General features: G+C 70.7%; 21 protein-coding genes. 14 read left to right on the top strand and 7 right to left on the bottom strand.

Translation table 11 applies throughout. From position 1 onward, the window contains the following. Positions 1-16 precede the first annotated feature (16 nt). The gene (locus OG430_RS12880) at positions 17-1,564 is read right to left on the bottom strand and encodes an alpha/beta fold hydrolase (RefSeq protein WP_327352612.1); all 1,548 of its coding nucleotides are present in this window, start codon (positions 1,562-1,564) and stop codon (positions 17-19) included. Between the two features lie 112 nt (positions 1,565-1,676). Between OG430_RS12880 and OG430_RS12875 the strand changes: the two genes are divergently transcribed. After that, positions 1,677-2,579, top strand: a complete 903-nt coding sequence (locus OG430_RS12875) for a helix-turn-helix domain-containing protein (protein WP_327359067.1) — start codon at positions 1,677-1,679, stop codon at positions 2,577-2,579. A 92-nt stretch (positions 2,580-2,671) separates the two neighbouring features. Here OG430_RS12875 and OG430_RS12870 read toward each other — a convergent pair whose 3' ends face one another. The 3 genes from OG430_RS12870 to zapE all read right to left on the bottom strand — a co-directional run bounded on the left by OG430_RS12870 (position 2,672) and on the right by zapE (position 6,502). Next, complete coding sequence (locus OG430_RS12870; RefSeq protein WP_327359066.1) at positions 2,672-3,505, bottom strand: PPK2 family polyphosphate kinase; 834 nt, start codon at positions 3,503-3,505, stop codon at positions 2,672-2,674. 350 nt (positions 3,506-3,855) lie between these two features. Beyond that, complete coding sequence (locus tag OG430_RS12865) at positions 3,856-5,235, bottom strand: alkaline phosphatase PhoX (RefSeq protein ID WP_327352611.1); 1,380 nt, start codon at positions 5,233-5,235, stop codon at positions 3,856-3,858. 172 nt (positions 5,236-5,407) lie between these two features. Further along, positions 5,408-6,502: a cell division protein ZapE gene (gene zapE, locus OG430_RS12860; protein WP_327352610.1), complete on the bottom strand. Its 1,095-nt coding sequence runs from the start codon at positions 6,500-6,502 to the stop codon at positions 5,408-5,410. 37 nt (positions 6,503-6,539) lie between these two features. Here zapE and OG430_RS12855 point away from each other — a divergent pair, with 37 nt between their 5' ends. The 5 genes from OG430_RS12855 to OG430_RS12835 all read left to right on the top strand — a co-directional run bounded on the left by OG430_RS12855 (position 6,540) and on the right by OG430_RS12835 (position 10,078). Continuing rightward, positions 6,540-7,301 carry a pyrimidine reductase family protein gene (locus tag OG430_RS12855; protein WP_327352609.1) on the top strand — a complete coding sequence of 254 codons (762 nt, stop codon included), beginning with the start codon at positions 6,540-6,542 and terminating at the stop codon, positions 7,299-7,301. Positions 7,302-7,433: 132 nt separating this feature from the next. Beyond that, the gene (locus OG430_RS12850; protein WP_327352608.1) at positions 7,434-7,901 is read left to right on the top strand and encodes an indole-3-glycerol phosphate synthase; all 468 of its coding nucleotides are present in this window, start codon (positions 7,434-7,436) and stop codon (positions 7,899-7,901) included. A gap of 125 nt (positions 7,902-8,026) precedes the next feature. After that, a complete protein-coding gene (gene murC / locus OG430_RS12845) occupies positions 8,027-9,436 on the top strand; it encodes a UDP-N-acetylmuramate--L-alanine ligase (protein ID WP_327352607.1) in 1,410 nt (469 codons plus the stop codon). 11 nt (positions 9,437-9,447) lie between these two features. Continuing rightward, entirely contained in the window at positions 9,448-9,855 is a 408-nt protein-coding gene (gene msrB / locus OG430_RS12840; protein WP_327352606.1) for a peptide-methionine (R)-S-oxide reductase MsrB, read from the top strand. A 4-nt stretch (positions 9,856-9,859) separates the two neighbouring features. After that, positions 9,860-10,078, top strand: coding sequence for a hypothetical protein (locus tag OG430_RS12835; RefSeq protein WP_327352605.1), 219 nt, complete (start codon positions 9,860-9,862; stop codon positions 10,076-10,078). Positions 10,079-10,360: 282 nt separating this feature from the next. Here OG430_RS12835 and OG430_RS12830 read toward each other — a convergent pair whose 3' ends face one another. Together OG430_RS12830 and OG430_RS12825 are read right to left on the bottom strand one after the other, a co-directional pair. After that, a complete protein-coding gene (locus OG430_RS12830; RefSeq protein ID WP_327352604.1) occupies positions 10,361-11,212 on the bottom strand; it encodes a PRD domain-containing protein in 852 nt (283 codons plus the stop codon). A gap of 144 nt (positions 11,213-11,356) precedes the next feature. Further along, complete coding sequence (locus OG430_RS12825) at positions 11,357-13,450, bottom strand: glucose PTS transporter subunit IIA (RefSeq protein WP_327352603.1); 2,094 nt, start codon at positions 13,448-13,450, stop codon at positions 11,357-11,359. A 308-nt stretch (positions 13,451-13,758) separates the two neighbouring features. Between OG430_RS12825 and OG430_RS12820 the strand changes: the two genes are divergently transcribed. Continuing rightward, complete coding sequence (locus tag OG430_RS12820; RefSeq protein WP_442816484.1) at positions 13,759-14,451, top strand: L,D-transpeptidase; 693 nt, start codon at positions 13,759-13,761, stop codon at positions 14,449-14,451. Between the two features lie 6 nt (positions 14,452-14,457). Here OG430_RS12820 and OG430_RS12815 read toward each other — a convergent pair whose 3' ends face one another. Further along, on the bottom strand, positions 14,458-16,614 hold the full coding sequence (locus tag OG430_RS12815; RefSeq protein WP_327352601.1) for a choice-of-anchor A family protein: 2,157 nt from the start codon (positions 16,612-16,614) through the stop codon (positions 14,458-14,460). 358 nt (positions 16,615-16,972) lie between these two features. Here OG430_RS12815 and OG430_RS12810 point away from each other — a divergent pair, with 358 nt between their 5' ends. The 7 genes from OG430_RS12810 to OG430_RS12780 all read left to right on the top strand — a co-directional run bounded on the left by OG430_RS12810 (position 16,973) and on the right by OG430_RS12780 (position 25,322). Next, positions 16,973-18,775: a protein kinase domain-containing protein gene (locus OG430_RS12810; RefSeq protein ID WP_327352600.1), complete on the top strand. Its 1,803-nt coding sequence runs from the start codon at positions 16,973-16,975 to the stop codon at positions 18,773-18,775. Positions 18,776-19,009: 234 nt separating this feature from the next. Beyond that, the gene (locus tag OG430_RS12805) at positions 19,010-20,107 is read left to right on the top strand and encodes an ABC transporter permease (protein ID WP_327352599.1); all 1,098 of its coding nucleotides are present in this window, start codon (positions 19,010-19,012) and stop codon (positions 20,105-20,107) included. Next, on the top strand, positions 20,104-21,003 hold the full coding sequence (locus OG430_RS12800) for an ABC transporter permease (RefSeq protein WP_327352598.1): 900 nt from the start codon (positions 20,104-20,106) through the stop codon (positions 21,001-21,003). The genes OG430_RS12805 and OG430_RS12800 overlap by 4 nt, the downstream gene beginning before the upstream one ends. A 4-nt stretch (positions 21,004-21,007) precedes the next feature. Further along, the gene (locus OG430_RS12795; RefSeq protein WP_327352597.1) at positions 21,008-22,156 is read left to right on the top strand and encodes an ABC transporter ATP-binding protein; all 1,149 of its coding nucleotides are present in this window, start codon (positions 21,008-21,010) and stop codon (positions 22,154-22,156) included. Then, positions 22,153-23,253 (top strand): ABC transporter ATP-binding protein, encoded by a 1,101-nt coding sequence (locus OG430_RS12790; RefSeq protein WP_327352596.1) that lies wholly within the window; start codon positions 22,153-22,155, stop codon positions 23,251-23,253. Before OG430_RS12795 ends, OG430_RS12790 begins: the two co-directional genes overlap by 4 nt. Next, positions 23,253-23,459 (top strand): hypothetical protein, encoded by a 207-nt coding sequence (locus tag OG430_RS12785; RefSeq protein ID WP_327352595.1) that lies wholly within the window; start codon positions 23,253-23,255, stop codon positions 23,457-23,459. Before OG430_RS12790 ends, OG430_RS12785 begins: the two co-directional genes overlap by 1 nt. A 33-nt stretch (positions 23,460-23,492) precedes the next feature. Further along, a complete protein-coding gene (locus OG430_RS12780; protein WP_327352594.1) occupies positions 23,493-25,322 on the top strand; it encodes an ABC transporter substrate-binding protein in 1,830 nt (609 codons plus the stop codon). Positions 25,323-25,325: the final 3 nt, after the last annotated feature.

Here is a 25,325-nt window from a genome sequence, read left to right as displayed (position 1 = left end):
GCCGCCCCGCCCTTCCTCAACCGCGCAGATGGCCGAGGACCGAGCGCACCGCACGCCGCACGGCCTCGCGGGTCTCGTCGGTGTGGTCGACCGTCTCGAACCCGTGGTGGGCGCCCGGCACCTCGATCACCTCCAGATCGGCCCCGCAGTCCTTGGCGGCGGCCCGGAACTCCTCGACCGTCGCCGCGATCTCCGGCATTTCCAGGCCCACTTGGGTCAGCACGACCGGCAGGGAACCGGCCGCCGGCAACGTATCGGCGGGACGGAAGCGGCGATCCGCCAGCGGCCAGTTCGGCAGCGGCGCGAGGATCGGATAGGTCGCCGCCACGCTCCGCAGCCACGGCGGCGGAGCCGCGAGCCAGTCCGCGGACAGCAGCCCGCCACCGGAGAAGAACCAGAGGGCGACGCGGTCCTCGTCGACGCGCGGATCGGCGCGTACGAGGGCGACCGCGGCGGCGACGTCCTCGGCGGCCCGGCCGTAGTCGGCGAGGTCGTGCAGCCGGTGGTCGACGATCACGCCGACGGCCCCGAGCTCCGCCACGTAGCTGCCGTACCCGGCATAGGTGGGCCAGTCCCGCGGGGTCGGCCGCACCCCTTCCGGGACCGGGCCGCCGTGCACGAACACCACGGCGGGGAACGGCTGTTGGGGACTGCCGTCAATGTCGGCACCGGCGTCGGGCAGGTAGAGGTCGACCCGCCCGATCCGCTCGCGCGCCCGCTCCGGCACGTCCAGGAGGAAGGGCCGCAGGTGCGCGGGCGGTTCGTCCGTCTTCGCGGTCAGGCGGTGTCCTTCCCCCGCAGCCGCCTGCAGGAGTACGTCGGCGAGTTCGGCGGGAACGGACAGCATCGGCCAGTGTCCGGTGGCGAGTTCGAAGAAGGTCACGCGGGGCTCGGCGAGGGCCAGCAGGCGGGGGTCGCCGAGGCCCATCAGGTTCTGCACCAGGGCGATGCTCGACCCGTTGCCCGTGCACAGGACCCCGGTCGTCGGCAGCGCGGCGGCCGCCCCGGACATCCGCAGCGGCCGGGTGAGGGTGCCCGACGGCTGCGGTGCGGCGAGCCGCGTCAGGCGGTCGAGGGCGTCGGCGGGGACGCCTTCGGTGCTGCCCCAGCGCTGCCAGCCCTCGCGGTCCGGAGCGGGGACGGCGGCAGGCCCGGTGCCGGCCGCGAGGAGCCCGTGGACCGTGGGGTCCGGCACCAGCTTGAGGGCCGGGTCTCCGTCGGCCGGCATGCCCGCGTCCAGATACACGACCCGGGCGATCCGTTCCGGGCGCCGGTCGGCGGCACCGAGCACGGGGTGGATGCCGTAGCAGTGGCCGACGAGCACCAGCTGCTCCTGCGGCGGCACCTCGTCGATCAGCCGCAGCACGTCGTCGACGTGGGTTTCCAAGTCCGTTTCGGTGTCGGCGAGTTGATGCTGCCCGCCGAGCCCGGTGAGGGTCGCCGCGTGCACCTTCGCGCCCGCCTCCCGGAGCCGCGAGGCCACCTCGTCCCACACCCAGCCACCGGTAAAGGGGCCCGGCACCAGCACGAACGTCGTCCGTGTCGTTGTCTTCGTCGGCGTCATCGTCCTTCTCCTTGGCATTGCCCGGTCGCGGGGGCCGCCACCGGGCCGTCCGCGCTCGCCGGTACCGTAAGAACTCCTGCAGAGGGAGGTTCAAGCCTTGTCCGCTGACGGAATGCTGACCATCGGAGAGCTCGCCGAGCACGCGGGCGTCACCGTCAAGACCGTCCGTTTCTACTCGGACAGCGGTCTGCTGCCCGCGGCCTCCCGCAGTGCCGGCGGTCATCGCCGCTACCACCCGGAGGCGCTCGACCGGCTCCGCATGATCCGTTCCCTGCGCGCCCTTGACCTGCCGGTCCCGGAGGTCGGCCGGGCCCTGGAGCGCGACGACGTCCTGGAGGACGTCATCGCCGACCAACTGCGCGAACTCGGCTCGCACTTGGCGGCCCTGCGCTGGCGCGAGGCCGCCCTGCGGCTGTTGCGGGACTGCACACCCTCGGAGCGCGCCGAGCGGCTCCGGCTGATCGGCGCCGTGTCCACGCCGCCCAGTACGGCATCCCTGGCCCGCTTCTGGCGCCGCTGGCTGCCCGTACGGATGCCGGCCGCGGCCGTCTCCGCCTTCCTCGACCACGCGGTCCCCGAACCCCCGGCGGACCCGACGCCCCAGCAGGTCCTGACCTTCGCCCGGCTGCACGCCCTGGTCTCGGGCGACTGCGGCGGCGGCCCGCTGCCGCAGCCCGCGGCCCACCGCCGCGACGAGGGCGTCCGCCCGGCCGTGCTCTACGCGGGCCTCGCCGAGGCCTACGCCCTGGCGGGCCCGCAGCTGCAGAAGGGGCACTCCCCGCACGGCGGCGAGGCCCTCGACTGCTTCGTCGGCGCCTACGCCCAGGCCGGCGGCGTCCGCGACACCCCCGCCTTCCGCCACCGGCTCAGCGCACTGCTCGCCGCGGACCCCCGCATCGACGAGTACTGGCGCCTGACCGCACAGCTCCACGACGACTCACCACCCACTCCCGGCGCCGGCCACGACTGGCTCTGCACGGCCCTGGACGCCGAGGTGGCGCGGGTTTCTGCCTGAGGCCGTACGCATCGTGGGGGAGCCGCCGCCCGAGGCCACGAGAAGGGGCCGACCCCGCATGTTCCGTGCGGAGTCGGCCCCTTGCCCGCGGTTCAGGACTCCGAGAGCAGCCGCTTCCGGCACTCCGCCACGTCGAAGTCGCCCTTCGGATACTGCGGGTCGAGCAGCTCCAGATGTTCGAGCAGCAGCTTGCTGATCGCCCAGTTCCGGTACCACTTGCGGTCCGCCGGGATCACGTACCAGGGCGCCGCCTCCGTGGAGCACCGCTCCAGGGCGATCTCGTACGCCTCCTGGTAGGCGGGCCACAGCGCGCGTTCCTCGATGTCGCCGGGGTTGAACTTCCAGTGCTTGTCCGGGCGGTCCAGGCGCTCCAGGAGGCGGCCGCGCTGCTCCTCGTTGCTGATGTGCAGGAAGCACTTGATGACCGTGACGCCGTCCTGCGCGAGGGACTTCTCGAAACGGTTGATCTGGCCGTACCTGCGCGCCAGTTGGGAGCGGGGGACCAGCTCGCGGACGCGGGCGATGAGCACGTCCTCGTAGTGCGAGCGGTCGAAGATGCCGATCTCGCCGGGCTGCGGGAGCGCCTTCATGATGCGCCACAGGAACGGGTGGTTCTGCTCCTCGGGCGTCGGCGCCTTGAACGCCTTGATCCGGCAGCCGGACGGGTTGAACAGGCCGATGACGTGCTTGACCGTGCCGCCCTTGCCGCTGGTGTCCATGCCCTGCAGGACGAGCAGCACACGGCGCCGGTCGCCGGCCGTGCTGGCCGCGTACAGGCGCTCCTGCAGATCCGCGAGCTGTTCACCCATCTGGGCGGTCGCCGCGATCCCGGCCTCCTTGTCGGCGGGGCCGCCGGGGGTCGACCGCGCGTCGAAGGCGGCGAGATCGACCTGGTCGCCCTCGGGGATGCGGAGCAGCTCGCGCAGGGGCTTGGCCGTCGTGGCCTTGTCGGCCTTGGCGCCCTTCGCGTCCTTGGCCGCCGAGGCCTTCACTTCCTTGGCCTTGACTTCTTTGGCCTTGGCCTTGCCCTTGGCCGCCTTCTCGTCCTTGGCGTCCTTGACGGCCTTCGCCTTCCGGCCGTCCTTCTTGCTGTCCTTCTTGGCCACTGCTGCGCACCCCTTCCGGTCACACTCCCCACGATCCTGCGCCGGATCGGGGCGTGTCGCGACCGCTGGACGGCCCGTCCCACGGCGAGAACGGCCCCCTTGGGGCTCCGTGGGACGGGCACTTGGTCCTTATTCGGGATTTATGTGGCAGCTGTTGCGGCCGACGCGGCCTAGTGGTGCCAGGGCCCGGTCACCGCGAAGGTCGTGCCGGGCGTGTAGCAGTTCACGTACATCGTGCGCTGGTCCGGCGAGAAGGTGACGCCCGCGAACTCGCCCCACTCGGGCTTCTCCGGAGTGCCGATGTTCTTCGCGCCGCGCGCCATCGGATAGACCTCGCCGCGCCGCGTCACACCGAAGACGTGCTGCGCGCCCTCGCTGTCCTCGCAGGCCATCAGGCCGCCGCCGGGCGCGAGACAGATGTTGTCGGGCTCGTCGCCCGGCAGCATCGGGTCGGTGGCCGGACCGAAGACGATCACCAGGGCCAGCGTGCGGGCCTTGGGGTCGTACCGCCAGACCTGCCCGTGGTGGGTGGCGGCCGAGCCGTCCGCGGTGCGCGCGAAGCTCGCCACGAAGTAGACGCAGCGCCCGCCCCAGTAACAACCCTCCAGCTTCTGGCCGTGGGTGATGCCCTTGGCGCCGAAGTCCTGCAGCCGGACGGGGGTTTCCTTGGCCAGCGGGTCGGGCACGTCGACCCACTCGATGCCGGAGAACACCTTGCCGGTCTCCTGGACCGCCGACAGGTCGGGCACTCCCGGCACCCGCATGGCCTGCAGTTTGCCGCCCGCCTGCAGGGAACCCGGGCCGCCGAGCGGCTTGTTGGGCCGGAAGCGGTAGAACAGGCCGAAGGGCTTCTGGAAGGCGTCCTCGGTCTCGTACACGGTGCCGTTGTGCGGGTCGATGGCCACCGCCTCGTGCTGGAACCGGCCCATCGCGGTGAGCGGCACGGCTCCGCCGAGCTTGCGGGTGTCGGTCGGGTGGACCTCGAAGACGAAGCCGTGGTCCTTGGTGTAGCCGTTGGTGCCGGCCTTGTCCTCGGCCTCCTCGCAGGTCAGCCAGGTGCCCCAAAGGCTGGGCCCGCCCGCGCAGTTGACGGCGGTACCGGCGATGGCGACGTGCTCGTCGAAGACGTCGCCGCTGCGGTCGAGCCCGATCGAGGTGCAGCCTCCCATGCCCATCGGGTCGTACGTGATGCCGTCGATCGCCGGGACCCGGATCTTGGCGGTGGGCCGGTTCTCGTGGTTGCGGATCAGCCGGACTCTGCCCCGCCCCGCGTCGAACGCGGCCATCCCGTCGTGGTTGGACGGCACCTGGCCCTCGCCGGAGCGCAGTGGGTCGCCCTCGCGGGACAGGACCTTGTAGCGGAAGCCCTTCGGCAGGTCGAGCAGGCCGTTCGGGTCGGGCACGAGCGGCCCGTAGCCGCCCTTGCCGTGCGCGGCCGCGGTGCCCGCGAACAGCTCCGAGATGGCCCCGGCGAAGGCGATGGTCGCACCCAACTGGCCCGTACGGGCAAGCACTTGGCGACGCGTCGCGGACAACTGGTTTTCAGACATAGGGCAACTCCCTGCTGGCGGACAGGAATGTGACCCGCATGTGTGTATCACGCAGCCGGGCGCTCGGGAACCACGCGCGTAGCTGAGGCTGTTGCGTGTCTTCCGGCCAGTCGGGTGCGTACGGCCTCAGGAGTCGGGCCGTACGTGCCCTACGCGTCAGCCCGTACGTGCCTCACGCGTCGACAAGTCGCTTCGCGTCCCGGGCCAGCGCGGTGAGCCGGGAGATCGCCCGGAAGTACTTCTTCCGGTAGCCGCCCTTGAGCATCTCCTCGCTGAACAGCCGGTCGAAGGGCAGCCCGGAGGCGAGCACCGGCACCTCGCGGTCGTAGAGCCGGTCCGCGAGGACGACGAGCCGCAGGGCCGTCGACTGGTCCGGCACCGGCTCGACGCCGGTCAGGCAGACCGCCTTCAGCCCCTCCGTGAGCGCGCCGTAGCGGCTCGGGTGGACCTTGGAGAGGTGGTCGAGCAGGTGCGGGAAGTCGTCGAGCGAGGCTTGCGGGGTGGCGTACGCGGCCTTCGTCACCTGCTCGTCCGAGTAGGGCGGCGGCGCCTCGGGCAGGCCCCGGTGCCGGTAGTCCTCGCCGTCGATCCGCAGGGACCGGAAGTGCGCGGACAGGCCCTGGATCTCGCGCAGGAAGTCGGCCGACGCGAACCGGCCCTCGCCGAGCTTGCCCGGCAGCGTGTTGGAGCTCGCGGCCAGGGCCACGCCCGCGTCTACGAGCTTGCCGAGGAGCGTGGAGACCAGCACGGTGTCGCCCGGGTCGTCCAGCTCGAACTCGTCGATGCAGAGCAGCCGGTGACCGCTCAGCGTCTGCACGGTCTGCTGGAAGCCGAGCGCGCCGACCAGGTTCGTCAGCTCGACGAAGGTGCCGAAGGCCTTGAGGGACGGGTCGGCGGGGGTGGCGTGCCAGAGGGAGGCAAGCAGGTGGGTCTTGCCGACGCCGTAGCCGCCGTCGAGGTAGACGCCGCGCGGCCCGGTCGGTGCGGCCGGCTTCTTCGCGAACCAGCGGCGCTTGCCGGAGCCGGAGGCGTGCGCCCCGCCCAGCGTCCCCGCGAAGGCGCTCAGCACCCGGACGGCCTCGGCCTGGCTCGGCTGCGACGCGTCGGGAACGTACGTCTCGAAGCGGGCCGACTGGAAGCGCGGCGGCGGCACCATCTCCGCGACCAGGCGGTCGGCGGGTACGTGCGGCGCGCGGGCGCAGAGCGACAAGGGGGCCGGGTCCGCTATCGGGCTGCTGGGACCGGCTGTGGCAGGGGAGGACGACACAGTTCCCAACTCTAAGGTCCGTGCCAGACTGCCACGCATGCGCAGCCTGTTCCCTGTGACCGAAGAGACAGCCGGGCCGGACCGGGAGTGGACTCTCGACGAGCTCGCCGACCGGTACGCGTATCCGGACGGCCCCGACGTCTGGCTGCGGGCCAACATGGTCTCCACGCTGGACGGCGCGGCCCAGCACGACGGCCGTTCCCAGCCCATCTCCAGCGATGCCGACATGCGGATCTTCGGGACGCTGCGGGGCCTCGCCGATGTGGTGGTGGTCGGTGCGGAAACGGTCCGCCAGGAGGGTTACCGCCCCGCTCGTGCCCGTGAGGTCTTCGCCGAGCGGCGGGCCGCCGCCGGCCAGGGCCCGGCCGCCGCGATCGCCGTGATCAGCGCGAGTCTCGACCTGGACTTCTCCCTTCCGCTTTTCACCTCGCCACTGGTGCCGACCCTGGTCCTCACCGGGGCCCAGGCGCCCGCCGAGCGGGTCGAGGAAGCGACGAAGGCGGGGGTCGAGGTGGTGGTCGCGGGGGACGGCAGCGGGGTGGAGCCAGCGCTGGCGGTACGCGCCCTGGGGGAGCGGGGGCTCACCCGGTTGCTCACCGAGGGCGGGCCCCGGATGCTCGGGCAGTTCGTGGCGGCGGGGGTGGTGGACGAGCTCTGCCTGACCGTGTCGCCGATGCTGGCGGCGGGCGGCGCGCAGCGGATCGCCGGGGGCCCCGCGCTCGCGGCGCCGCAGCGGCTCGCGCTCGCTTCGATCCTGGAGGAGGACGGGTTCTTGTTCACCCGCTACCGTCGAACCTGACAATCAGCGGAATCACTCGTTCCGTTTCGCCTCCGCTGGGCAGACTGAATCACGCAGACCCCGTGTGGATACGGGGCAGGATGGTTTCCGCAGGGGCCGCCGACACGGCCCCCGACGAGAAGGGCGCCCGTCGTGTTCACGAGCGTATTGATGATCGAGAAGGCCCTGTCGTCCGTCGACGTGGAGTTCGTCACCACCCTGCACGGCGACGAGCAGGTCTCCTTCGTCGTCCTCATGCAGCCGCGCGGCGACCAGGACCGGCTGTTGCGCGCCGTGGACGACGTCGCGCTGGGCGAGTTCGACGAAGCCGTCCGCGAGGGCGACGAACCGGAGGGCGAGCAGGCCGTGGCCCCCGCGAGCGTCGCCCTGGAGCACTCGCTGCGGGTGCTGCGCGAGGCGGGCAGCGAGGCGGTCGGGCAGATCGTCGAGGACCACCCACTCGACCTGCTCACCTCGGTCACCCAGGAGACCGGCGCCAACGAGGTCATCGTGCTGACCGCCCCGCACTACGTGGAGGAGTTCTTCCACCGCGACTGGGCCTCCCGGGCCCGGCACAAGGTCGGAGTGCCGGTCCTGAAGCTGTACGCGCACAGCGAGTAGCCGCCGCTCCGGCTGCCACGACCGGTGCTCAGGCGCGGCCCGCACAGCGAATAGGCTGGGTCCGCCCCCGTCCGCGGGGGCCGACCCGTCCGCGTACAGCCGTACCCGCCGCCCAGGAGACGTACATGACCCCCGGCCTGCCCCCCGCCATGGACCGACCGCACTTCATCGGCATCGGCGGCGCCGGAATGTCGGGGATCGCGAAGATCCTGGCCCAGCGCGGCGCCCAGGTCGCGGGCAGCGACTCCCGCGCCTCGGCCACCGGGGACGCGCTGCGCGCCCTCGGCGTCACGGTCCACCTCGGCCACGACGGGGCCAACCTGGCCGACGACGCGAGCTGCGTCGTCGTCTCCTCCGCGATCCGCGAGGACAACCCCGAGCTGGCCGCCGCCCACGAGCGCGGCGTCCCGGTCGTGCACCGCTCCGACGCGCTCGCCTCCCTGATGGACGGCCTGCGCCCGATCGCGGTCGCGGGCACGCACGGCAAGACGACCACGACGTCGATGCTCGCGGTGGCCCTCTCGACCCTCGACCTGGACCCCTCCTACGCCATCGGCGGCGACCTCGACGCCCCCGGCTCCAACGCCCTGCACGGCAAGGGCGAGATCTTCGTCGCCGAGGCCGACGAATCGGACCGCAGCTTCCACAAGTACGCCCCCGAAGTCGCGATCGTCCTCAACGTCGAGCTCGACCACCACGCCAACTACGCCTCGATGGACGAGATCTACGAGTCCTTCGAGACCTTCGCGGGCCGCATCACCCCCGGCGGCACCCTCGTCATCGCCGCCGACCAGGCGGGCGCGGTCGAACTCACCCGCCGGGTACGGGAGTCGTCCTCGCTGAAGGTGGTGACGTACGGCGAATCCGCATCCTCCGACGTACGCATCCACAAGATCACCCCGCGCGGGCTGACCAGCGAGGTCACCGTCCTCATCGACGGCAAGCTGCTCACCTTCACGGTCTCGGTCCCCGGCCGCCACTACGCGCACAACGCGGTCGCCGCGCTCGCCGCGGGCGTCGCGATGGGCATCCCCGCGCACAACCTGGCCGCGGCCCTGAAGTCCTACACCGGCGTCAAGCGCCGCCTGCAGCTCAAGGGCGAGGCGGCGGGCGTCCAGGTCATCGACTCCTACGCTCACCACCCGACCGAGATGACCGCCGACCTCGAAGCCATGCGCTCGGCCGTCGGCGACTCCCGCATCCTGGTCGTCTTCCAGCCCCATCTCTTCTCCCGCACCCAGGAGTTGGGCGTCGAGATGGGCCAGGCCCTCGCCCTGGCCGATGCCTCGGTGGTCCTCGACATCTATCCGGCCCGCGAGGACCCGATCCCCGGCATCACCAGCGCCCTCATCATCGACGCGGCCCGCAAGGCCGGCGCGGACGTCACCGCCGAGTCCGCCAAGGACGCGATCCCCGACGTCGTCGCGGGAATGACCAAGCCCGGTGACCTGGTTCTCACCATGGGCGCGGGCGATGTCACGGACCTCGGCCCGAAGATCCTGGACCGCCTCGGCCTCGACGGCCTTTCCGACTGAGGGAGCACCCCATGGCGTACGACATCGAGAAGCCGGACGAGCAGTGGCGCGAGGAGCTGAGCTCCGCCGAGTACGCGGTCCTGCGCCAGGCCGGCACGGAGCCCGCCTTCGTCGGCGAGTACACGGACACGAAGACCAAGGGCGTCTACTCCTGCCGGGCGTGCGGGGCCGAACTCTTCACGTCGGCCGAGAAGTTCGAGTCGCACTGCGGCTGGCCGAGCTTCTTCGACCCGAAGTCCACGGACAGCGTGGAGCTGATCGAGGACCGGTCGCACGGGATGGTGCGGACGGAGGTGCGGTGCTCGCGGTGCGGGTCGCATCTGGGGCACGTCTTCGAGGGCGAGGGGTATGCGACGCCGACGGATCAGCGGTATTGCATCAACTCGATCTCGCTGAAGCTGGTGCCTGACGAGGCCTGAGCCGGTGATCCGAATCGGTGTGACCGGCCGGATCGTGTCCGGCGACCGGGCTGGTGCTTACGTCCGGATCGAGGCGCTGCGACCGGAGGACCCGCCGAGTTACCTGGTTCACGTCGCCGCGGACCGTCACTTCTCGGTCGAAGGTGGTGACGAGTGGGTGGAAGACCTTCCGTCCCTTCGGCAGTACGTGGCGGAAAGCGGCTGGGCCATCGCCTGGGAGTGACGCGATGCGGCTGCGGCCTACTGGCGCCGTGGACCGTCCCCGGGGTCCCGGGGCCCTGACTCCGGCGCATCCTGATCCCGCTCGGCCATCCTCCGGATGACCCCGGGCGGGAAGGCGGGGGCTTTGGGCGGTGGCTCAGCGGACCGAGGAGTCGGGGTCGTCGAGGAGGCGGACCGCGGCCGGGCGGCTCAGGCGGGGGTCGTCGGCGGCGCGGAAGCGGACCTCGTGGTGCGGGTCGCGGGTGAAGCGTTCGACGAGTTCCAGGGCGGGGCGGCCGCCGCGTCACGCGGTGGTGCCGTCGCCCTCCATGGTCATGCGGGCCACGTGCAGCGCCAGGTAGGAGACCTCGTCCTCGCTCAGCTGCTGTCCGAGGCGCAGCTCGACGATCGTCGCCAGTTTCTGCGCGGTGCGGGTCGCCTCCGGGTAGTGCTGGCGGATGCCCTTGCCGATCGTGGCCTCGTGGCCCTTCAGCTGGCCGTGCTGCTGGATCCGTACGAAGAGATAGCGGACGTGGGTGATGAACCGGGCCGCGCTCAGGGACTCCTGGGCGATGTCGAGGCCGTACTGCTCTCCCACGATGGCGAGCATCTGCTGGATGACCCCGGTCATCGTGTACGTGAAGGACAGGTCGCCCGAGGCGAAGCCCGCGTTGACCAGGTGCAGGGCGAGCGCGGTCGCCTCGGAGGGGTCGAGCTGCGGGTCCACGCGCTTGTTGATGGCCTCGAGCAGGCGCTGCGCCTGGGCGTACTCGGCGGCGTACAGGGCCTGCGCCTCGGCGCGCAGCGGGTACTCGATGACGACGCCCCGCGCGGCCCGCTCCAGCGCGCCGGCGACGTGGTCGGCGACGCCGATGGCGAGGGTGGGGCGGGTGGACTCGCGCCCCTCGATGCCGACCTCGTCGAGGGCGATGACGACGGCCCGCAGGACCTCCTCGCCGATGAGGGAGAGGGCCTCGGCCAGATGGTCGGGGTCACGGCCGTCGGTCGGGACGAAGACGCGCACGATCAGGTCGGGGTCGATGGGCTTGCCCTGACGGGAGGTGAAGCCGATGCCGCGCCCGGTGAGAATGACCTCCCGGCCCTTCTCGTCGCGCGCGAGGACCACGTTGTTGTTGAGGACACGCAGCGCCTCCATCACCGGCTCTCCTTCCCGTCCATCGGCCGATCCCCTCATCGATGATCTCGCATCATTTGTCCCCCGTGCCCCATCCTCACCCCGACCGACGCGCGGCGTGCGCGCCCCGAAGGGGGACGCGCACGCCGCATCGGTGCCGGTTCGTCACCGTCGTACGGTCACCACGGGGGCGCCGAGGGCGACGTCCTGCCCGATGTGCGGCTCGACCGAGGCGAGGTCCGCGGTGTTGGTGACGGTCATGAGGGTGACGGTCGGGTGCTCCGCGGCGCGCACGGCGTCGAGGTCGACCTCGACGAGGAGGTCGCCGACGGAGACCTTCTGGCCGGTCTTGACGCGAACGTCGAAGCCGTTGCCCGCCATCTGCACCGTGTCGATGCCGACGTGGACGAGCACCTCGATGTCGTCCGCGGTACGGATGCCGAAGGCGTGTCCGGTGTCGACGACGGTGACCAGCTCGCCGGCGACCGGGGCGACGACGTGGCCGTCGGCCGGCTCGATGCCCACGCCCTCACCGAGCGCGCGGGAGGCGAAGACCGGGTCCCCGACCTCGTCGAGGCCGACCACGCGGCCCGCGACCGGAGCCGCGAGCTCGACGCCCGCACCCGCGCCGGAGGCGGTTGCCTTGACCGTGGACACGGAGCCAGTGGCCGAACCGGCCGAACCGGCGGTGGCGCCGACCGAGACGAGCTCGCGCTCGTCGGCCGGTGCGTCCTCGCCGCGCTCCGCGGCCTCGGCCGCGTCGCGCTCGGCGTTGGCCGCCGCGCGGTCCTCCGGAGTGCGGAAGTCGGAGAAGTACACGAGCGCCATCGAGGTGAAGAAGGCCGCCGTGATCGCGATGACGTAGGTGCCCGTCGGGGAGAAGACCGGGATGGTCAGCAGCGAGGTGAAGGCGAAGGCCTTGGTGTCCACGCCGCCCAGGACGCCGACGAGCACGCCGCCCACGAGGCAGCCCACGAGCATGCGCGGGTAGATCCGCTTGAAGCGCAGGTGGATGCCGTACAGCGAAGGCTCGGAGATGCCGCCGAACAGGCCCGCGGCCAGGGCGCCGGTCGCGGTCTGGCGCATTTCCTTCTCGCGGTGGCGCACCGAGAGGAGCAGCACACCGGCGGTCGCGCCGAAGCAGGCGAAGTTCCAGGCGCCCATGGGGCCCTGGATGAAGTCGTAGCCCAGGGTGTTGATGTTCACCAGCATCAGCGCGTTCAGCGGCCAGTGCAGGCCGAGCGGCACCAGGAACGGGTAGATCAGCGGGATCATGATCGCGAAGACGATCGGGGCGTTGCCGTTCAGCCAGGACAGGCCCTCGCCGAGGCCGTTGCCGGCCCAGATGCCCATGGGGCCGATGAGGAACGCGGTGATCGGGATCATGATCAGCATGCTGAAGAACGGCACGAAGACCATGTGCACGGCCTCGGGGAAGATCCGCTGCAGGCCCTTGTAGACCAGGGCGAGCAGGGCGACCATCAGGAGCGGCACGAACACCTGGCCGCCGTAGTCGTTCAGCTGCATCGGCAGCCCGAAGACGTGCGCCACGCACTCCTGGGTGCCGAGCGTCCCGTTGGTGGTGCAGGTGATGCCGGGGATCCCGGAGTCCTTGTTGAGCATGCCCGTGAAGTTCGGGGTCATCACCGCGGCCATCACGGCGGCGCCCACCCACGGGTCGATCTTCAGCTTCTTGGCCGCGTTGTACGCGACGAAGATCGGCAGGAAGTACAGCACCGAGCGCCACATGGCGTCGACGAACACCCAGGTCGCGGACTTGTCCGCGGCACGGAAGTCGACGAAGCCGAGGGCGTCGAGGACCGAGGCGATCGCGATGATCAGCGAGGAGCCGAGGAGCACGCCCATGAGCGGGCGGAACGAGTCCGAGAGGTACTCGAAGAAGTTGTCGACCACGGCGTAGCGGCCGCGGCTCTTGGCGCGCATCTCGGCCTTGACGTCGGCGTCGGACTTCGGCTTCGCCGTGCCGCCGCCACTCATCGACGGCAGGTTCATGATCTCGGAGTAGACGCGCGAGACGGCGCCGCCGATCACGATCTGGAAGCGGTCGCCGGACTGCGCGACGGTGCCCATGACGTCGCCGAGGGCGTCGAGCGCGGCCTTGTCGACCTTGTCCCCGTCGTGCAGCTGGAAGCGCAGCCGCGTCGCGCAGTGCGTGAGGCTCTCGACGTTCTCGGGTCCGCCGACGCCGCGGAGAATCTTCTCCGCCAGTGCGCCGGTCCCCGGTGCGGGTGTGTTCATGATGCGTCCTTGCATCCCGTGGCTCGTGCCGTCCTGGCCCGTGCCGTCTTGCATCGGTCCGCGATCTCTCCCACTCGGGTCCGGGCAACAAAAAAGGCCCGGGTAGCGCCAACGGCGCTTCCCAGGCCTTGCCTCCCCAGCAAATGGAGGAGTAACAACCCTGTGATCGAGATCGATCGGGCGCCACTGTAAACCTTGCGTGAGGAAGAGGGCAACTCCCGGCCGCCCCTGTGGTGGGGCGGGGCCCGATCGGGGGCGTGTCGGGCGGGTCGGCGCGGTGGGGACCGCCGGGTGGTGAGCCTGGGGGGATGCGCTGGATGACTGCCCCCGCCGTCGCCGTATTCGTGCTTCTGCCGCTCGGCGCCGTCCCGGCCCCGGCTGCCGCCCCCGCCCCGGCCGCGGGCCCCCGCTGCACGACGGGCACCGCGCCCTACCAGCGTGAGCTGGAGCGGGAGTTGCGGCTTCCCGTCGACGGTCGCCAGTCGGCCGCCGACTGCGTCGCGATCCGGCGGCTGCAGCGGCGCCTCGGGGTGCGCCCGGCCGACGGTTCCGCGTCGCTGCGGACGTACCGCATGCTGCTCGTCGACCTCGCGCGCCGCGATCCCGCCGCCCGCCGGGCCTGTCCCGCGCGGCCGTACCGGGTGACGTGCGTGGACCTGACCCGGCAGATCCTGTGGACGCAGGTGGGGCGGCGCCTGGTGTTCGGTCCGGTGCCGGTGCGCAGCGGGCGGGACGGCCTGGAGACGCGGCGCGGCTGGCAGCGGATCTACTGGAAGAACCGGGACCACCACTCGACGCTGTACGACGTTCCGATGCCGTACGCCCAGTTCTTCAACGGGGGCCAGGCGCTGCACGGCACCCGCCGCGACCTGTTCCTTTCGGGGTCGGGCGGGTGCGTGAACATGACCGTGCCGGATGCCGGGCGGCTGTACGCGCTGCTCGGCACCGGCGACCGGCTCTACATCTGGGGGACCAAGCCGGGAACGGCAGGCGGTGGCTGAGGCAGGTCAGCCCTTGCCCTTGTGTCCGGCGCCGCGCTGGTTCACCAGCCGGACAGTGACGCCCTTCGTCGCGTTGGCGGCCGTCACCCGGTGCGGGCCGCTCACCGGGTTCCTCGGGAGGACGTAGCCGTCCGGGACGGCGGTCTCCTTCAGGTAGTACGTACCGAGCTTCAGCTTGCCGAAGACGCAGCGCCCCCGGCCGTCGGTGGCGCACCCCGACCCGACGGCCGTGTCAGGACGCGGCCCGCCCGTCCGCAGGCCCGCCGTGCCGTTGGTCTCGCGCCACAGCTGGAACACCGCCCCGGCCAGCGGCCTGCCGGTCCGCTTGTCCAGCTTGCGTACGGAGAGCGAGCCCTTGGGCTCGACGGGGGCGTCCCGCTTGGTGTTCTTGGCGGTCACCGAGACACCCTGGGAGGTGTTGGCGGTGGTGAGGGTCAGCGGACCGAACACCGGGTCGGCGGGCAGGTCGTACCCGGACGGGGGCCGTGTCTCGACCCAGTAGTACGTGCCGAGCGAGACGTTCCGCGCGCACACTCCGGTGTCGCTCGTCGTGCACGGGGTGCCGATCTCGGTGTCCGGGGCGTTTCCGGTCTGCTGGAGTCCGGGCGCCGCGTTGCTCTCGCGCCACAGCTGGAAGACGGCTCCGGCCAGCGGCCTGCCCGTCCGGCTGTCCGTCTTGAGGACCTTCACGTCGCTCAGCCTGGTGACGTCTGCCTCGCGTCTGTTGGGGGCGGTGACCGATACGCCCTGCGAGGAATTGGCCGCGGTGAGGGTCAACGGCCCGAAGACGTTCGGGTCGGGCAGCTCGTACCCGTCCGGGGCCTTCGTCTCGCGCCAGTAGTACGTGCCGGTCTCGACCGTCTGTACGCACTCGCCCGCCGCCGGGGTGGTGCAGGTGGCGCCGGTCTTCGTGTCCGGGGTGGCGCCGCCCGTCTGGAGGCCGGTGGTCCCGTTCGTCTCCTTCCACAGCTCGAACTCGGCCCCGTCGAGGGGGTTTCCGGTTGCCAGGTCCGTCTTGCGGACCTTCACCTCTCCCTTGACGGGCGCCGTGGCGCAGTCCGGCAGGTCCCCGTTGAAGGGATAGTTGTGGAACTCCTGGCCGCCGCCGCCCGTCGCCGAACTGGTGTGGGTGAGCGAACCGGTGGTGAAGAAGCGCCCGTTCATGCCGGGCACGCTGACCGTGGTCATGGAGGACTGGTTGCCGATGAGCACGCTGCCCTGGAACTGGCCGCTGCCCTTGATCTCGACGGAGGTCGCGTCGGGGAAGTTCCACAGCAGTCTGCTGCGCATCTGGTTGAGCTGGCTGCTGTCGTCGATCGAGCCGGCGTAGGTGTTGATGACGCGCTTCGTCCCGAGCATGTTGATCAGGACGGTGGCGTCGGCCGGGATGTTCGCGAAGCGGATGCCCTCCTGTCCGCCGCCCCCGCTCTGCATGTCGAAGTCGACGTTGAACACCTGGATCGCGGAGGTGCCGTCACCGGTGAACAGGGTCTCGCCGCCCGTGTGCACGGCCGTTCCCGTCGGGGTGCGGGGCGTTCCGGCAGGCGGCGGGTAGGCGTAGCACTTGCTGGCCTCGGTGAGCTGGTCGCGCAGGGCCTTGTACGGCGTGGCCGCGTCGGCGTCCTTGACCTTCTGCTGGGCGTCGATCGTGCCGGTCGCGGTGTCGGCGTACCGTACGACGCCTTCGTCGGCGAGGAGCCGCTGGCCGCTCGCCACGGTGACCTTCCCGCCGGTGGTGAGCCAGTCTGCGCCCACGGGCGGGGCGACCCTGGAGCCGACGCCCGCCTCGCCCACGTTGTAGATGCCGCTGACGCCCGCCGTCTTGTTCTGGTCGAAGTCGCCGAGCACCACGACCCGGCCCTCCGCCTCCGCCGCACTCCCGCGGACGAGGAAGTCCGCACCTACGTACACGTTGATGCCGTTGTCGCGGTACCGGATCGCGTTGTTGTTGATCGGCGGATACACCCCGTCGGGCGGGCAGTTGCCCGGTACGCAGGGGCCGAGCCCGCCCGGCAGCGGCTTGGCCGCGGCGACGCCCGCCGGCCCGTTGCCGGAAGGGGCGGCGCTCGCGGCGGGCGCGGACGCGAGGGGGGCCCAGGCGACGGCGAGGGCGCAGCACAGGGACGAGGCCAGGCGGCGTCTGGTGAGAGGTGCGCGGAACATGCGGAAGATCGGCTCCTCGGGCAGTCGGACAATCGGCGGCGCCAGGCTCACACGGGCCGTGCGCACCGCCGCGTGACCGGACCGTGCGAGGGGCGGAAATCCACTGCAAAGGACGAGGGCGGCGGGCGGCGCGCAGGTACTCCTCGACGTTGCCGGCTTCCGCGCTGTCCCGCGGGTGCCCCAGGCCATCGCGTCGGCGGCAGCCCGTGGATGCCAGTCACCCGGCCGAGGGCGTCGGCCCGCGCTGCCCGCGCCCGCCACGCGTCAACCTCGGCGTCACCACGCGCATCAACAGCGTCTATTCTCATCCGAGTTACAGCAGTGAGCAGGTGAGCATGGCCGGGGGAGTCACAACGTCATGAGCAGTACGAACGGGGACCAGCGGGACGATTACGTCGACGGAGGCATCAAGCCGCTCGCGGCGAGTGACCCCACGCGCATCGGGCCCTACCTGCTGCTCGGGCGGCTCGGTGCCGGTGGCATGGGGCGGGTGTTCCTCGCGAGGTCGGGCAGCGGGCGGACCGTGGCCGTGAAGATCGTGCACGAGGAGCACGTGTCCAACACGCAGTTCCGGGCGCGCTTCCGCCGGGAGATCGAGGCGGCGCGCAAGGTCGGAGAGAGCTACACCGCGCCCGTGCTCGACGCGGGCCCGGGCGACGAGCCGCCGTGGGTCGCCACGGGCTACGTTCCCGGCCTCTCCCTCGAGCAAATCGTGCGGCGGCACGGGCCGTTGCCCGCCGAGTCCCTGCACGCCCTCGCCGACGGGTTGCTGAAGGCGCTCAAGGACATTCACGGCGCCGGGATCGTGCACCGCGACCTGAAGCCGTCCAACGTGATGCTCACCGTGGAGGGCACCAAGGTCATCGACTTCGGGATCGCGCGGGCGCTCGAGACGTCCGTCGAGACCTTGTTGACCAGTACGGGGATGGCCGTCGGCTCACCCGGCTTCATGTCGCCGGAGCAGGTGCGCGGGCAGAGCGCGGGCGTGAAGAGCGACGTGTTCACCCTCGGCTGCGTCCTGACGTACGCCGCGACCGGTCAACTGCCGTTCGGGCAGGGGGCGAGCAACCAGCACGCGGTGATGTTCCAGATCGTCGAGGGCGAGCCCGAGCTGGAGGGTGTGCAGGACGCGCGGCTGCGGTCGCTCATCGCCCGGTGTCTGACGAAGGACATCGAGGGCCGGCCGGGCGTCGACGAACTCCTCGAAGACCCCGAGCGGCCACGTCCCCGCTCCGCGCGCGGCGCCTGGCTGCCGGCCGCCGTCGTCGCACGCCTCGCGCAGCAGTCCGCCCGGCTGCTCGACGCCGAGGCGGCGCCGCTGCGGGAGGAGCCGTCGCGGCAGGAGCCGGCGGACCTGGCGACCGTCGGCCTGCGGTCGGAGGGCGGACCCCCCGCGGCCGCCGCGGTGGGCAACGGCGCCACGACCACGGAGCAGGAACGTCGGCCCCGCCGGCGCCGCACCGTCATCGCGCTGCCCATCGTCGCCGTCGTCACCGTCGGCGGCGGCACGGTCGCCCTGCTCCAGCCCTTCGAGGCCGACGGCGGCGACAAGAATCGCGCCCAGCCGCCGAGCAGCAGCGCGGGCGTCAGTCCTGGCATCAGTAACTCGCCGAGTGCGCCCGGCAGTTCACCTTCCAAGAAGGGGGACGGCAAGGGCAAGGGCAAGGACGGCGAGAAGGTGAAGGGCGAGGAGGGCGGTCCGGACGAGCCGGACGACCAGAAGAGCGACGCCGGTTCCAGCGAGGGCGACAGCGACTCCGCCGACGACGGCGGCGGGTCCGACCCCACGGGTTCGTCCGGTTCCGGCGGCTCGGGCGGCGGAGGTTCCTCCGACTCCGGCGGCTCGGGTGCGGGCTCGCCGCCGCCCGACCTGACGGCCTACAAGCTCGAGTACACCAACTCCTGCGTCGGCGCCTGCGACATGCCGATCAAGGTGAGCTGGTCGGCGATCTCCCGGGCGACCAGGTACGACATCCACTACACGAACAAGGGCAGCCAGTTCACGAAGAAGAACGTGGACACCATCTACCCCACGGGAAACACCAGTTACGTCATCAAGGGCCCGTTCTCCGGCGACGAAATCTGCGTCACCGTACGCGCGGCCAACAAGTACGGCGCCTCGGACTGGGCGGAGACCTGGTGTGACACCGTGCCCTACTGACAGTCGACGCAGGGCCCTACCGACAGGCGGCACAGTGCCCTCCTGAGGGTGCTGTGCCGGCAGCGGCGGCGAACCGCTCCGGCCTTATAACGAGCCGGAGTTGTTTAGACCAAAGCTCTGTCCGACCCCTTGACCCTCCGAGTTTTCCCGACACACTCTCTACACAGCGCACGAGCTGATCACCCCAAGAGCCCTCATCCAGAGGGCTCCGTTCTCAGCGCGGAGGGTGGGTGGATGAGCACAACCCGACCGGAGGTGCAGCCGGCCGGAGGGGCTGAGCGCACGCGACCACGTGCCGTCGCCCTGCCCCGGCGCATCTGGCGCAACTACGTCGTACGGCGCGTCCTGCGCAGCCTGTTCGTCATCTGGGTCGTGACGACCGCGATGTTCTTCATGCTGCGGCTGCTGCCCGGGAATCCCGTCGACACGTACATCGCCTGGATGATGAAGAGCGGCTCCACCTATGAGTCGGCCGCCGCCTCGGCAGCGGGTCTGTTCACCTTCGACCCCCAAACCCCGTTGCTCCAGCAGTACTTCGACTATCTGTGGGCGCTGCTCCACGGCGACCTGGGCAACTCGCTCGACCCGGGCACCACGGTCCTTGAACGCATCTCCGCGAGCCTGCCCTGGACCATCTTCACCGTGGGCTACGCCCTGCTCATCGCGATCGGCATGGGACTGCTGCTCGGCATCGTGATGGCGTACCGGCGCGGCGGCTTCCTCGACCACGCGATCTCCACGGTCGGCTCGGTCCTGCACGCCATCCCCAACTACCTCTTCGCCATCATCGTGGTCGTCTTCGGCGGCGTACAGCTGGGGCTCTTCAACGTCTCCGAGACCCGCGGCACCCACACGGCGGGGGTGGATCCGGCGCTCAACCTCACCTTCATATCGGACGCCTTCTACCACGCGGCCGTACCCGTCACCGTCTACGTCCTGACCACCTTCGGGACCTGGGCGCTGGTGATGAAGGCCTCCACGATCACCACCCTGGAGGAGGACTACGTCACCGTGGCCCGGGCCCGCGGCCTCACCGGCCGAAGGATCGGCACGCAGTACGTCGGCCGCAACGCCGTGCTGCCGGTCGTGGCGCAGATCGCGACGCAGGGCAGCTTCATCTTCGGCAGCGCCATATTCGTCGAGCTGATCCTCAAGTACGACGGCATCAGCGCCGAGCTCTACAAGGCGATCAACGACCGGGACTACGCGACCGTGCAGGGGATCCTGCTGCTGATGACCATCGTGATCGTCTTCGCCAACCTCCTTGCAGAGATAGTGAGTTCGCTGCTCGATCCACGCATCCGTGAGTCGGGGAAGGGGGCCGAGGGATGACCGCCATCGCACCCAGCGTCGCCGAGCCGGCGCTCGCTCCCGCCGCCGGCCGCACGGCGGGTTGGCTACGCGCCATCACCCGCAGCAAGTCGGGACTCGCCGGTCTGGTCGTGGTCGTACTGATCATCGGCATGAGCGTGCTCGCGCCCCTGTTCATCGACGAGCGCAACCCCGTCGACGCCGACAACCGCTGGGCGGGCCTCAGCGGGGACCACTGGCTCGGCACCGACCACGCGGGCCGCGACGTGCTCAAGCAGGTGGTCCTCGGCGGACGCACCATCCTCTACGTCGGGTTCCTCGCGGCGTTCATCACCCTGGCCATCGCGGTGGTGCTCGGCTCCCTGGCGGCGTACTTCCGCGGCTGGCTGGACTCCGCGCTGCTGCAGCTGACCGACGTGGTCATGACGGTCCCGGCCGTGGTGCTGCTAGCCGTGGTGGGCGCGTTCTTCGGGCTGACCTCGCCGACCATGCTGGCGCTCATCCTCGGCCTGATCACCTGGCCGCTGCTGATGCGGTCGATCCGGGCCCAGGTGCTCTCCCTCAAGGAGCGCGAGTTCGTCGAGGCCGCCCGGCTGCAGGACCTCGGCAGCCTGCGGATCATCTTCGTCGAGATCGTGCCGAACATGGCCGGCTACATCCTGATCAACTTCATCATCGCGGTCACCAATGCGATGTACGCGCTGGTGGGTCTGTACGTCCTCGGCCTCGCCCCACTGGCCGGAGCCAACTGGGGAATCATGATCCACCAGGCCTGGACGTACGGAGCGATCTACCTCCCCGAAGGCCGGTCGTTCATCCTCGCCCCGGTGTGCGCCATCGCGCTCTTCCAGCTCGGTCTCGTGATGCTGACCCGCGCCCTGGAAGAGACCTTCAACCCGCGCCTGTCGAGAGGGTGAGCCGATGATGCCCCAGCAGCCGGCCGCAGAGCCGACGACTCGTCAGGCGCTGTTGTCCGTACGCGACTTGCGCATCGGATATCGCAGCGGCGGCCGGCTCGTGGAGGCCGTACGCGGGGTGGACTTCGACCTCCACCCGAACCAGACCCTCGCCCTCGTGGGCGAGTCGGGCAGCGGCAAGTCCACGCTCGGGCTCGGCCTGCTGAGGCTGCTCCCGCGCACCGGGCGCATCACCGGCGGGCAGGTCCTCTACCGCCCGCCCGGCGGCGACCCGGACGCCGTGTCGGAGTCCGCGCCCGGAGCGTATGACGTCCTGAAACTCGACAACTCCCGGTTGCGGCGCTGGCGTTGGACCGAGGTCGCCATGGTCTTCCAGGGCGCCATGAACGCCTTCAACCCGGTCCTCAGGATCGGCGAGCAGTTCGCCGACACGATGCGCGCCCACAGCCCGGAGGGGCGGCTCGGCCGGGAGGTGATCCGCGAGCGCGCGGGGGAGAGCCTGCGCGCGGTACGCCTCGAACCCGGCCAGGTGCTCGACTCGTACCCGCACGAGTTGTCCGGCGGCATGCGCCAACGCGCCCTGATCGCCCTGGCGTTGGTCCTCGAACCGAGCGTCCTGATCCTCGACGAACCGACCACCGCGCTCGACCTGCTCACCCAGCGGGCCATCGTCGACATGCTGCAGGAGCTGCGCGCCCAGCGCGGCTTCGCCATGGTCTTCATCTCGCACGACCTGGCCCTCGCCGCCGAGCTGGCCGACCGGGTGGCCACCATGTACGCGGGCCGGATCATCGAGGCCGGCTCCACGGCCGACCTGTTCCGCGAGCCCAGCCACCCGTACACGGCGGGCCTCATCGGGGCCGTGCCGACCGTCCACGCCGGACCGCGCGAAGCCGTCTCGATCCCCGGCGCCCCGCCCGACCTCGCCCGGCTGCCGGCGGGCTGCTCGTTCGCGCCGCGCTGTTCGTACGTGGTCGACGAGTGCCGCACCACGGACCCGGCCCTGCGCACGGTGACCGCCCGCGCCGAGGACGAGACCTCGCACACCGCGGCCTGTCTGCGCTGGGAAGAGGTCCGGATGCCGGCCGGTACCCGCCAAGAGGCCGCACAGGCCCAAGAGGCCGCACCGGCCCAAGAGGAGGTCGTGGAATGACGGACTCCGCGGGACGTGGAAAGTCGGACTCCCCGGTGCTGCTCGACCTCAAGGGCGTGTCGCAGACCTTCCACAGCAAGCGCGGCGAACTCCCCGCCGTACGCGATGTGTCGCTGCACGTGGGGCGCGGCGAAGTGCTCTGCCTGGTCGGCGAGTCCGGCTGCGGCAAGACCACAACGGCCAGGATCGCGGCGGGACTTGCCAAGCCCGTCGCCGGCAGCGTCGAGTTCGAAGGCGCGGACATCTGGGGACTCGGCCGCCGGGAGTGGACCGCGTACCGCAAGGCGGTGCAGTTCATCCACCAGGACCCGTACGCCTCCCTCAACCCGATCCGCTCCGTCTTCGCCACGCTCGCCGCCCCGCTGCGCCGCCACGGACTCGCCAAGTCCCGCAAGGACGCCTGGGAACAGGCGGCCGCGCTGCTCGCCCGGGTCGAGATGACACCGGCCGAGAACTTCCTGGGCAAGTACCCGCACCAGCTCTCCGGCGGTCAGCGCCAGCGGGTGGCCGTGGCCCGTGCGCTGGCCCTCGACCCCCGGCTGATCATCGCGGACGAGGCCACCTCCATGCTCGACGTGTCGATCCGCGTCGGCGTGCTGCGCATGCTCACCCGGCTGCGTACGGAGCTGGACGTCGGGTTCGTCTTCATCACGCACGACCTGGCGATCGCCCGGCACTTCGGCTCCGGCGGCCGGATCGCGGTGATGTACCTCGGCCGGGTGGTCGAGTACGGGCCCACGGACGAAGTGATCGGAAACCCGCAACACCCGTACACCAAGGCGCTGTTGAGTGCCGTGCCGGACCTCGACCCCGGGCCTGAGGGGCGACGCGACCCCGGGCTGCGGGGCATCGACATCCCGAACCTCGCCGAACTCCCGAGCGGCTGCACCTTCCACCCCCGCTGCCCGCTGTACGTTCCCGGGACCTGCGAGGTCACCGAGCCGGCCCTGCTGCCCACCGCCCCGGGCCGGCCCGACGTGGCCTGCCATGTGATCGCCGGGGGCGTCGCCGACGTACCGGCGCAGACCGGGCCCGTCGACGTACCGGCACAGACCGGTGAGCGGGACGCGGCGCCGAAGGCGGGAGGCGGCGTCTAGTGGAGGTTCTCGCCCGAGCGGCGCTGACCCTGGCGTCCTTCCTGGTCGTCGGCTCACTGCTGATGCTGGCCGCGACGAAGCCGCACAGCCCGGAACGCACCATCACCGTGATCAGCCTCATCGGCGGCGCCGTGGCCATGGCGGCCTGCGTCGCGCTGATCCGGCTCGGCCGTCGGCGGGCGGACCCCGTCAGCAAGGACACGTGAGCAAGAGAAACGACTGAGGACTAGGAGGGGGACATGGTCGACATGGCCGACATAGCACCGTCCAACATCTCGCGCAGGCGGCTCTTCCAGGTGATGGGTCTCGGCACGGCGGCCGCCGTGGGCATACCGGGACTCGCGGCGTGTTCCAAGGCGGAACCGGACGACGAGGGCGGGAAGTCCGGCGAGTTCCACGGCGCCTACCCGTTCAACAAGCCTCCGACCGGCCACTTCAACCGCGGTGGCGGACCGATCGGCCTCGCGCCGGTCGCCATGTATCTGCTCGACGGGCCGTACAGCGACCTGGTCCACTCGCCGGGCGGCTACTGGGAGTGGGAGGCCCGCAAGTGGGTCTACTACCTGGCCGAGAGCGCCGAGTTCTCCAAGGACCTGTCCACCTTCACCGTCAAGCTCCGCACCGGCCTCAAGTGGTCCAACGGCAAGCCGCTGACCTCCGCGGACTACATGACCACCATGTACGTCCAGTGGATCCAGAACTCGCCCGCCTGGGCGTCGATCGAGAAGATCGAGGCGCCGGACAAGCAGACGTTCGTCGCCCATCTGAAGTCGCCCGCGGCCATCATCGACCGCTACATCCTCAAGAGTTCGGTCATCGACACGGGTACCTACGGTGAGTTGGCGGACAAGGCCGCCGCGCTGATCGAGCAGGGCAAGGGCGCGGACAGCAAGGAGGCGAAGGCGCTCAACAAGGAGTTCAACGCCTTCCGGCCCAAGGAGATCATCGCCTCAGGACCGTTCATGGTCGACCCGAAGCTGATCACCTCGTCCCAGCTGACGCTGGTGAAGAACAAGCACGGCTATCGGGCGGACGAGGTCAAGTTCAAGAAGATCATCCTCTTCAACGGCGAAACCCCCGACGTGGCGCCGCTGGTGGAGTCCAAGGACGTCGACTACGCCACCCACGGCTTCACGCCCGCCCAGGAGAAGTCGTTCAGCAACGGCGGCTACCGCATCATGCGGCCGCCGAACTACAGCGGGCCCGCGCTCTTCATCAACCACGACAAGGTGAAGGCGTTCAGCGACAAACGGGCCCGGCAGGCGCTCGCGTACCTCATCAAGCGCGACCAGGCGGGTGCGGTCGCGCTCGGCGACTCGGGCAAGGGCGTCAAGTACATGGCCGGGTTCTCCGACGTCCAGGTGCCGGACTGGATCTCCGGTGACGACCTGGGCAAGCTCACGATGTACGAGCACGACCCCGACAAGGCCGAGAAGCTGCTGATCGAGGCGGGCTGGAAGAAGAGCGGCGGCAAGTGGAAGACGCCGCAGGGAAATGACGCGAAGTTCGTCATCTCCTACCCGTCGGACTTCGCGGACTGGTCCGCCTGCGGCGACAACGTCGCCGACCAGCTGAACGAGTTCGGCATGCAACTCACCCCGAAGGGCCAGAAGTTCGAGTCGTACAACCCCGAGGTCGACAAGGGCAACTTCGAGCTCGGCATCCACCAGTGGGGCGCGTCCCAGCATCCGCACCCGCACTTCTCCTTCGCGGCCGACCTCTTCATCCACAACATCCCGATCGCCCGGAACGCAGGCGGCCGGGGCATGGGCTTCGAGCTCAAGGTGAAGACCGAGGACGGCGAGATCGACCTGGAGAAGGTGGTCAACGAGTCCGGCCGGGGCCTGAACGAGGCGGAGCAGAAGAAGAACGTCACCACGGCGGCGCTGGCCTTCAACGAACTGCTGCCGATCATCCCGATCTTCGAGCGGTACGGGAACAATCCGGTCCTGGAGGGGCGGCGGGTCAAGAAGTTCCTCGCGGACTCGGACCCACGCATGAAGAACGCGCCCTACGGTGACAATGCGGTGATCATGGGGCTCCTTGACGGCACGATCAGCCCGGGCTGAGCG

The organism is Streptomyces sp. NBC_01304 (genome assembly GCF_035975855.1).
In the GTDB taxonomy this organism is placed as follows: domain Bacteria; phylum Actinomycetota; class Actinomycetes; order Streptomycetales; family Streptomycetaceae; genus Streptomyces.
Note: the sequence above shows the minus strand (reverse complement) of the source record. Positions and strands in the feature narration are given on the sequence as shown.